The 9,765-nt window shown below is 66.9% G+C and carries 9 protein-coding genes and 1 pseudogene; 6 read left to right on the forward strand and 4 right to left on the reverse strand.

Annotated features, from left to right (window positions below):
- Window positions 1-148: 148 nt before the first annotated feature.
- The 5 genes and pseudogenes from BST12_RS17405 to BST12_RS34295 all read left to right on the forward strand — a co-directional run bounded on the left by BST12_RS17405 (window position 149) and on the right by BST12_RS34295 (window position 5,978).
- Entirely contained in the window at window positions 149-3,403 is a 3,255-nt protein-coding gene (locus BST12_RS17405) for a LuxR C-terminal-related transcriptional regulator (RefSeq protein WP_083114374.1), read from the forward strand.
- A gap of 51 nt (window positions 3,404-3,454) precedes the next feature.
- Window positions 3,455-4,714, forward strand: a complete 1,260-nt coding sequence (lipL, locus tag BST12_RS17410; RefSeq protein ID WP_083114375.1) for an esterase/beta-lactamase LipL — start codon at window positions 3,455-3,457, stop codon at window positions 4,712-4,714.
- Between the two features lie 44 nt (window positions 4,715-4,758).
- Window positions 4,759-5,005 (forward strand): annotated as a pseudogene (locus tag BST12_RS17415) (PNPOx family protein).
- A 29-nt stretch (window positions 5,006-5,034) separates the two neighbouring features.
- A complete protein-coding gene (locus BST12_RS17420) occupies window positions 5,035-5,817 on the forward strand; it encodes an SDR family NAD(P)-dependent oxidoreductase (protein WP_083114376.1) in 783 nt (260 codons plus the stop codon).
- Between the two features lie 26 nt (window positions 5,818-5,843).
- Window positions 5,844-5,978 (forward strand): hypothetical protein, encoded by a 135-nt coding sequence (locus BST12_RS34295; protein ID WP_264062764.1) that lies wholly within the window; start codon window positions 5,844-5,846, stop codon window positions 5,976-5,978.
- A 3-nt stretch (window positions 5,979-5,981) separates the two neighbouring features.
- On the opposite strand, the gene BST12_RS17425 is transcribed toward BST12_RS34295, so the two are convergent.
- The 4 genes from BST12_RS17425 to BST12_RS17440 are packed head-to-tail and all read right to left on the reverse strand — an operon-like array spanning window position 5,982 to window position 8,995.
- Entirely contained in the window at window positions 5,982-6,959 is a 978-nt protein-coding gene (locus BST12_RS17425) for an SDR family NAD(P)-dependent oxidoreductase (RefSeq protein ID WP_083114377.1), read from the reverse strand.
- Between the two features lie 56 nt (window positions 6,960-7,015).
- The gene (locus BST12_RS17430) at window positions 7,016-7,717 is read right to left on the reverse strand and encodes a cutinase family protein (RefSeq protein ID WP_083114378.1); all 702 of its coding nucleotides are present in this window, start codon (window positions 7,715-7,717) and stop codon (window positions 7,016-7,018) included.
- 10 nt (window positions 7,718-7,727) lie between these two features.
- Entirely contained in the window at window positions 7,728-7,901 is a 174-nt protein-coding gene (locus BST12_RS17435; RefSeq protein WP_083114379.1) for a CsbD family protein, read from the reverse strand.
- Between the two features lie 41 nt (window positions 7,902-7,942).
- On the reverse strand, window positions 7,943-8,995 hold the full coding sequence (locus tag BST12_RS17440) for an NAD(P)H-dependent amine dehydrogenase family protein (RefSeq protein ID WP_083114380.1): 1,053 nt from the start codon (window positions 8,993-8,995) through the stop codon (window positions 7,943-7,945).
- Window positions 8,996-9,223: 228 nt separating this feature from the next.
- Here BST12_RS17440 and BST12_RS17445 point away from each other — a divergent pair.
- The coding region (locus BST12_RS17445; protein ID WP_245850382.1) for a DUF732 domain-containing protein at window positions 9,224-9,765 on the forward strand (542 nt) is incomplete at its 3' end.

Below are 9,765 nucleotides of genomic sequence, written 5' to 3' on the forward strand. Positions count from 1 at the left end.
AGGAACGCGCAAATCGCGCACGCGGGGGTCGTAGCTTTTAGGAGGGCCGCCGGCCGTCTATACGTACTTCGACCGATATTCGTCGATCGCGCCGGTGGGTTGCTGGTTAACATGATCAGGTTGCAGACCGGCCGTCATTGACTGGAGCGTGGGCGAGTTGCTGCTGACGGACACGGTGACGCTGCTGTCGGCCGACATCGAGGATTCCGCGCGCCTGCGGCAGGCACAGTCCACGGAGTTCACCGCGGCGCTGGCGAAGCTGGATCGCACCGTGGCCGATGTCGTATCGGCTCTCGGCGGTGTTCGGGCCGTCGAGCAGGGGCCGGCCGAGAGCTTCGTGGTCGCCTTCGGGCGAGCCGAGGACGCGGTGGAGTGCGCTTTGCGATTGCAGCAGGCGCCGCTGACGCCCATTCGGCTGTGTATCGGAATCCACACCGGCGACGCTCAGCCGCGTGACGACGGCAACTACGTCGGCCCGACGACCGACCGCACGGCGCGGCTGCGGGACCTGGCCCGTGGCGGCCAGACCCTGCTGTCGTCCGCGACCAGAGACATCGTCGTCAACCAGCTTCCCGAGCAGGCCTGGCTGACCGACCGCGGATCGGCGCCGCTGCGCGATCTCATTCACTTCGAACGCGTCGCGCAGCTGTGCCATCCCAACCTGCGCAACGAGTTCCCGCCGCTTTGTGTGACGAAAAGCGTTGCCGCGTCCAATCTTCCGGTGCACCTGACGAGTTTCGTGGGCCGTGGCCGCGAGCTGGCCGACGTGCACGGGCTGGTGGTGGAGAACCGGCTGGTGACGCTGATCGGCTCGGGTGGAGTAGGCAAGAGCCGCCTGGCTGAACAAGTCGCGACGCAACTGACGACGCAATTCAGCGACGGCGTGCGGTATGTCGATCTCGGGTCGATCACCGATCCCGCCCTCGCGCCGATCGCGATGGCCCGCGCGCTGGGGCTGCCGGATCAGCCCGGCCGCTCGGCGATGGACACGCTGCTGCACCACCTCAGCGATCGGCAGCTGCTGATCCTGGTCGACAACTGCGAGCACCTGCTCGACGCCAACGCACCCCGCCTGGGTGCCCTGCTGCGCGACTGCCCCGGCTTGAGATTGTTGGTTACCAGCCGTGAGCCGATCAAGGTTACCGGCGAAGTGACCTGGCGGGTGCCGCCGATGGCGGTCAGCGACGCGATCGCATTGTTCACCGACCGGGCGCGCCTGGCCCAGCCGAACTTCGCCCGCACCGACGACAACGCGGGCATCGTGAGCCAGATCTGCCAGCGGCTGGACACCCAGCCGTTGGGTATCGAGCTGGCTGCGGCAAGGGTGCGGACGCTGTCGTTGGCCGAGATCTCGGCCGGCCTGGATGACAAGATTCGTTTGCTGACCGGAGGTGCGCGAACCGCGGTCCCGCGCCAGCAGACGCTGCGGGCATCGCTGGAGTGGTCTCATGGCCTGCTCACCGACACCGAGCGGGTGTTGTTTCGCCGACTTGCTGTGTTCGTGGGCGGATTCAACCTCGAAGCGGCGCAAGCGGTGACGGGCTTCGGCGAGGTGCAGCCCCGCGACGTGCTCGGAGATCTGTCGCAGCTGGTCGACAAATCCCTGGTGGTGGCGGACAGCTCGAACGGCAGAACGCGCTACCGGCGCTTCGAGGGGGTAGGCCAGCTGGCGCTGGAAAAGCTGCGTGAGGCCGGCGAGGCCGACACCGCCCGGGCACGCCATTGTGACCATTACACGGCGCTGGCCGTCGACTTGGATCAGCCCGGGCGATCCGACTACGACCTCCTGCTGGCCGGGGTCGAGGGTGAACTGGAGAACTTGCGCGCCGCCTCGGGGTGGTTGCTGGAAAACGCCGATGGCGATTCGGCGCTGGCGCTGGCGTCGCGGCTGCAGCCGCTGTGGCTGGTGCGGGGCCGCATCAGCGAGGGACGGGCCTGGTTCGACGCGGTACTGGCCGGGGTGAACACGCTCGAGGTGAGCGCGGTGGTGCGGGCCCGGGCGCTGGCCGATGCGGCCGTGCTCACCATGTTCGTCGACGCCGCAGCCAGTCTGGATCACGCCGCCCAGGCGTTGGCGATCGCGCGTGAGCACGACGACCCGGCCCTGTTGGTCCGGGCGCTGACGGCGTGTGGATTGACGGCGAGCTTCAGCCACCACACCCAAGCCGTGGGGCAGTACTTCGCCGAGGCGGCCGCCCTGGCTCAGGAATCGGACGATCAGTGGGGACTCAGCCGGATCCTGAGCTGGCAGAGCAACGCGGCGGTGGTGGCCGGTGACGCGGTTGCGGCACACCGAATCGGTAGCGAAGGACGCGATCTCGCCGATGCGATCGGTGACCGGTTCAGTTCGCGGTTGTGCCGGCTGAGCCTGGGATACGCGCAACTCTGGCGGGGCGACTTGACCGGTGCCACAAGACAATTCAATGAGCTGGCCGACGCGGAACAACTTGCGTCGCTGAGCTTTAAGGGACTCGGCGATGCCCTGGCCTATCGCGGAGAAGTGAGCGCGGCTCGAACGGCAGCGGAGGCGGCACTCGAAAATGCCCAGGACTCAAGCGAATACACGCTTGGGCTTGGCTATTCGACGGTGGCACTGGCGGCGCTGGCCGGCGGCGACATCGAAACAGCGCGCAATGCAAGCGATCTGGCGTGGCACAAGCTCAGGGTCCAGCCGCACGCCGCGACGTTCTGGCACAGCTTCAAGGCCCAGATCGCCCTGGCCGGCGGGAACGTGACCGGGGCCAGGCACTGCGCCGACGAGGCCGTCTCGGTGACGACGGGGTGGCACCTGTGCCTGGCGCTGACCATCCGCGCCCGGGTGGCGATGGCCGAGGGCGAGCCGGAACAAGCCGAACGTGTCGCTTACGACGCGCTGACGTGCGCGGCCGACGTCGGGGCGCACACCTGCCTGCCCGACATCCTCGAGTGCCTCGGCGGCCTGGCTGTTGACCAGGGCAGCCACCGCGAGGCCGCCCGCCTGCTCAGCGCGGCCGAGGGCATCCGGCAGCGGACCGGGGCGGTGCGGTTCGAGATCTATGACGCCGGCTACCAGACGTCGGTAGCCGCCCTGCGCGCCGCGATGAGCGGCGACGAATTCGACAGTGCGTGGGCCCATGGCGCCGCGTTCTCCGCCGAGGAAGCGATCGACTATCTCCAGCACCGCCGCAGTGAACGTAAGCGGGCATCGAGCGGCTGGGCGGCACTGACTCGAGCCGAACTCGACGTGGTACGTCTTGTGGGCCAAGGCCTGTCCAACAAGGACATCGCCCAGCGGCTGTTTGTCTCGCCACGCACGGTGCAGACGCACCTCACTCACGTCTACACCAAGCTCGGCTTCAACTCCCGGGTCCAACTTGCCCAGCAAGCGACGCAGCATTCTGAGAATCGCTTTATTCGTAAGTGATAATATGATTCTCATGTATCGGCATTGCCGCAGCCCACAGGGGGTATCACCATGAGCATTCTGGAACCCGGCAACGGCCTGCCAGCCCACGTGCAGGGTGCTGCCGACGCGCGCTTCTCGTGTGCCGTGCAAACCTTCGCGCGCCTGTTCGCCGGCCGGCGGTTCGGCGGCGGTGCCCTATCGGTGTACGTCGACGGTGAACCCGTCGTCGACGTCTGGACCGGCTGGTCGGACCGTCGCGGCGAGGTCCTGTGGACCGCAGACACCGGCGCGATGGTCTTCTCAGCCAGCAAAGGGGTGGCCGCGACGGTCCTGCACCGGCTTGCCGATCGCGGGCTGCTGTCGTACGACGCGCCGATCGCACAGTACTGGCCGGAGTTCGGGGCCAACGGCAAGTCGGAAATCACCGTGCGCAACATGTTGCGCCACCGCGCCGGCTTGTCGCACCTGAAAGGCATCGGCAAGGAGGAGCTGCTCGATCATCGCCTGATGGAGGAGCGCATTGCGGCCGCACCCGTGGACCGGCTGTTCGGGCGCGCGGCATACCACGCCGTCACCTACGGCTGGCTGGCCTCGGGTCTGGCCCGGGCGATCACGGGCCTGGGCATGCGCGAGTTGTTCCGCCGCGAGGTCGCACAGCCGCTGGACACCGACGGTCTGCACCTGGGGCGTCCTGCGGCGGACGCGCCCACTCAACCGGCGCAGATCATGTTTCCCCAGTACACCCGGGCCAACCCGCTGATCGACCATCTGGTGCCCCGGCTGGCTGAGTTGCCGGTAGCCGGCGGCCTCGGCGCAATGTACGTACCGGGCATCACCTCGCTGGTGCAGGGCGACACCCCATTCCTGGACAGCGAGATCCCGTCGGTCAATGCGGTGGTGACCGCCCGTGGTCTGGCCAGAATGTACGGCGCCCTGGCCAACGATGGCCGTATCGACGAAACACAGTATCTGTCAACGGAATTGGCGGGCGGTCTGCTGGGCAGGATGAGTTTGCGCCCGGACTTGAATCTGGTCTTCCCAATGTCGTTCCACCTGGGTTACCACGGGTCCCCGGTGCCGGGCCTGTTGCGTGGATACGGACATGCCGGTCTGGGTGGGACCATCGGGTGGGCCGATCCGGCGACCAAGAGCTCGTTCGCGTTCGTGCACAACCGGCTTGTCACGCCGATCGTGCTCGACCAGATCATCTTCGTGCCACTGATTCTGCCGATCCGGCGCGCCACCGCTGCCGCCCACGAGCGGGGCTTTCACACCGTGCCGCGCTTCGGTGCGCCCTATCAGGAACTGCATGCGCCGAGCGCGGTGTAGCCCTGAATTGCGTGGGAAGCCGCGTCAACGGGAAACCTCCGAGCGTGCCCAACTTCAACGACGTCATCAATTCCAAGTACCTGCTGTTGACCACATTCACCAAAGACGGCCACCAAGTTTCCCGTTGACGCAGAGGCGGTAGCTCGGGTGCTGCCGAAAGCGGAAACGCAGCGTGTCGACAACGCCGTGCTGAAGCGGTACTGGTACCACGCGTGGTGGTTCTACGCCCACTCGATCCTGCGCGGCGGCATCGACAAGGTGCACGTCGGCCTTGAGGTCAAACCCGCCTAACGGCTTGGGCCAGGCGTTAGCCTGCACGGGTGGATTTGCATCTTTCGGGCAAGATTGCAGTCGTCACCGGCGCCAGCAAGGGCATCGGGCTGGCCGTCACCAAAGCCCTCGTCGCCGCCGGCGCGCACGTGATAGCCGGGGCCCGCACGCGCGGTGAGCAGTTGCCGGCGCTAGTGGAAACCGGGCAGGTGTCGTACGTGTCCGTGGACCTGTCCAGGCCCGATTCCGCCGAGGAACTGGTGGCCGCGGCGGCCCACCGCGGCGGCATCGATGTGCTGATCAACAACGTCGGCCGGTCCACGGTTCACCCCGGTTTCGCCAGCATCACCGACGAGGACTGGCAGGCCTGCTGGGAGCTGAATGTGATGGGCACCGTGCGGCCCACCCGGGCGGCGCTGCCGCAGATCGAGCGGCGTGGCGGCGGTTCTATCGTCTTCGTCAGCTCGATTAACGCCTACCTCCCCGGCCCCGATACCTACGGCTATTGCGCAGGCAAGGCGGCAATCACCAATATTGCCAAGGCACTCTCGAAAGAGCTGGGACCGCAGCAAATTCGGGTCAATTCGGTAAGCCCCGGCCCGGTGTTGACCGAGTTCTGGACCGAGCCGGGCGGGGCAGCCGAAGGGTTCGCGGCGGCTAACGGTCAGACCGCCGACGAGTTCCGGGAGATGCTGGCCGCCAACGCGCCGACGGGCCGGTTCAGCACTCCCGAGGAGGTCGCCGACCTCATCGTCTTTTTGGCCAGCGATCGCTCCGGCAACACCACCGGGTCGGACTACCGAATCGACGGGGGGTACGTCGCCACCCTTTGATTTCCGGTGCTGTCACTATGGAGGACATGACCACCGCGATCGTGGTGACGGTGCTGGCGCTGCTGGCGCTGGGCATCGTGATCAATGGGCTGCTTCGGCTGAAGAGGTGGCTGAACGATTCCCCCGCGCCCGAAGCTTTGAAGCCCCCCGACGAGGTGTAGCGACTAAGCGCGCAGGGCCGCGACCGTATCCGCCAGGGTGGTGCGCGGGTCGCGATAGGTGATGCCGAGTTCCTGCTCGCTGGGCGAGTCGTCGGACTCGGGCATCTGCGTGTAGTACTGCATTCCCGCGGCGGTGAATGGGTTGTCGAACCACAGATAGGGGCCGGCCAGGTCCAGCACCGAGCCCGCAACACGCAGCCAGGTGTCGGGCACGGGAAGGCTCACCATCGGGGTCTCGGCGACCTGCCGCAGCATGGTCGCCAACTCGGCTACCGGAACCCGGTGCCCACCGACCATGTAGCGGCGTGGTCCGCGGCCGGGTTCCAGCAGCGCCGCGTGCAGCGCGGCCACATCGCGGACGTCGATGACCAGCCACGCGGCATTGCGGCCGGGGATCGTGTGCATCTGCAGCGCCGCCCGGACGCCTTCGCCGGCCTCCCCGAACTGGTCGCCGACGGGCGGGCCGAGGACCATGCCCGGGTAGGTGATGTTCACCGGGGCGCCGGCGTCCTGCAAACCGCGCGCATAGATCTCCACCTGCGCCTTGGAGGTGCCGTAGCCGTCGGTCCCGCCGACGACCGGCAGATCCGCCGTCAGCGTCGCCAGGTTGGGATGAAAAAGCGCGGTGAAGCTCGACACGTGCACCACCGGATCCAGGCCGAGTTGCACGGCCTGGCCCAACACGTTGCGGGCGCCCGCCATGTTCGTGGACAGCATCTGCTGGTTCTGGCGAGGATCGGTGTCGACCAGGGCGGCGCTGTGCACCACGGCGTCGCAGCCGCGTAACCCCTCGGCCACCGATTCACGGTCGGTGATGTCGCCGACGACGTGGTCGGAGGTGTCGACTCCGAGTTGCGCGACGGACGTCTCCAGTCGCTGCGGATTGCGTACCAGGAACCGGACGGAGTGACCCGCGTCGGCAATGGCCTTGGCGGTCCAGCCGCCCACGAATCCCGTCCCGCCGGTTATCAGTACACGCATGCTGCGATTCTGCAATGGCGAGTCGTCGACGCCGACGCCGGGGTTAGACGCCGGCGCTAGAGGTGGCTGGCGGCGAATTCGGCAGCCTGAGTGGTCATGCCGTTCACCGCGTACATGGTGTGCGCTGCGTTAGGGCCGCTGCCGTCACCACAGACGCCGTCCCCGGGCGCGCACAGCTCAAGATCTTTGGGCTGATACAGCGGGCCGATGGCGATCGGCGGCGCGCCGTATTGCCCCAGGAACTGAGGCGACGGTGTGCCGAACAGGACGACCGCGGCGACGTGGCTGGCGATCTCGGCCGGCATCGGCGGCGGTACCGCGGAAGCCGGGACGCCCGGGGGCACCGCGGCCGACGTGACGTAGCCCGCCACCGCAGCCCCCTGCGAGTAACCACCCAGCACCTGGCGGGTATTGGGACAGCTCGAGGCCACGGATTCGATGTGTGAGCTCGCGTCACGAACCCCTTCGATCACCGTCTTGGGAAAATCCGGGTTGCCGAAGTCGCCGCTGGCGGGGTAGTTGACCGCGTACACATTGAGCGACTTGGCGCCGATCTGCGAGCGCAGCGCGTCGACGAAGGCTCCGCCGATGCCGCCGACACCCGGCGGCTCGCCGGTTCCACGCGCGAACGACACCTCGACATCGGGACACGGCTGGGCATTGGCGGCAGGGGCGGGCCCGCCCGGCAGTGCCGCAGCGGCCAGGGCGATGCCGGTGACGGCCGCAACGCGGCGAGCGAACGGGAGGAGACGCTTCATTCCAAGAACCCTATTTCCTGAAGGCGTCCTTGATCTTCTCCCCGGCATCTTTCAAATTCGCCTTGGCCTGATCCGCCCGGCCTTCGTTCCTGGTGTCGGGGTTACCGGTGGCCTTGCCGACGGCTTCTTTCGCCCGGCCGGCCACGTCATCGATCTTGTTCTTCACTTTGTCTTCGGCACTCATGGGCTGCTAGATACCCGAAATCGAGCGATTCTGAACCCGCCCTATCGGACCACTCCCCGGGGCAGGGGCAGCGGCAGGTCGGTGTAAGTGGCAATGCCGGGGGCCGCGGCGACGACGGCCGGGATCGCGTTGATCGGCGGCATGGCGGTCAGGATGTGCCCGATGACCATGAAGTCGGCGATCGTCTCGGCCTGGAAATCCGGCGGCGGCAGGAAACCGACCTTGGTGGTGACGCTCGGCAGCCCGTCGACCTGGATGACCCAGCCGTCCTGCTCGATCTTCCAATCGGGTTCCAGCGTTTGTCCCTTGCGCCACCGCACATTGAGGTCGATCAGGATCTTGTCGCCGACGATGCCCTGCCAGCTGATGTAGGTGCCTGCGACGCAACCCGCCGGTATCGTCCACGAACCGAGGTCGAGATCGGCTGTGGTCTGGGCGAATTCGGCCACACAGCGGACGTCGTCGAGGTCAACGCCGAGCGCGTCGGCCACCAGCCGGACGGCCTCGCCGAAGACGGCCGTGCCCTTTGCCGCCATCTGCTGCAGCTCGGGATGATCGATCGGCTGGCCGAAACCGACTGGCTTCTCGGTCTCCGGCGAGTCGTAGAACGTGGTGTCGGCGGCCTCGTTCACGGTGATCTTGTCGACTCGGCTGCACACCAGCGCCGAGACGATGGCCAGCAGCTCGGCGAAACCGGGGCTGACCCCGGAGCCGAAGATCGTCGAGCCGCCCTGCTGGCAGGCCTCAAGGATCCGGTCGCGGCCGGCTCCCAGGTTGTGGCCGGTGATGAACGCCGCCGTCGTCACCACGTTGACGCCGGCCGACAGAATGCGCGCCAGCTCGTCGACGTCGATCCACATCGGGTTGTAGACCACGCAGTCTGGCTTCAGCGCCAGCAGCGCGTCGATGTCGTTGGTGGCGGCCAGGCCCAGCGGCGCGATGCCGCACAATTCGCCCGCGTCGCGTCCCGCCTTCTCGGCCGACCACGCATAACAGCCCACCAACTCCAAGGCGGGGTTGTTGACGATTGCCTGCAGTGAGCTCTTGCCGACGTTTCCGGTGGTCCATTGCACTACCCGATAGCTGTTTGGCACTCGCTCAGCATAGGGAAGCGGCGGTGCCGGCGATAGTGAGAATTGCGACTCAGGAATCGCGTGAATCGTGCGGTAACCGGGTTGGGATTGGGCCGGCAACCGCCCTCCGCGAAAAGGTCTTTCGCCGCAGGTACGGCGACGTTTCAGCGAGGAATTCGTGGGAAGCCGATTTGAAGCCCTGCCTGTGGTGCGGGCCACGATCCCAGCTCGCTAGTGGCAGGCAAAAGAATGGAGACCCCTGCCATGTCCAGCCACATCACCAGTCGCGCGGCCTGCCTGCTTGCCACCGCCACCATGTTGTTCACCGGTGCCGCAATCTGGCGCAGCGGCCCTGCAGCGGCCGACCCCAGTCAAGACGACCAGTTCCTGGCGCTACTCGAACAGCTGGAGATCCCCGCTCTCAGAAACGTGCCTAGCCTGATCGTCACCGCTCACAAGGTGTGTAACAAGCTTGACAGCGGCATGCCGGTGGACGCCGTAGTGGACGCACTGATCAAGAATGCGTACGAGGTCGACCCGCCCGAGCAGATGTACCCCGTCGACCGCGTTGTCCGCACCGAGACCCGGTTTGTCATCGCGTCCGTCGAGGCCTACTGCCCGGCGAATCAGGGCAAGATAGCCTCCGCGTCGCCTACCCGGCACGTAACCGATATGCCGACGACACGGCCACAATTCAGGTCGGTTCGGGCGGTGACACTGGCGGAGGACGGCGGTTACCCGAGGATCGTCGCGCTTACCGGAGCGGTTTCCCCCAGACAGGCCACCCCGCC

The sequence above is a fragment of the Mycobacterium angelicum genome (genome assembly GCF_002086155.1).
Lineage (GTDB): Bacteria > Actinomycetota > Actinomycetes > Mycobacteriales > Mycobacteriaceae > Mycobacterium > Mycobacterium angelicum.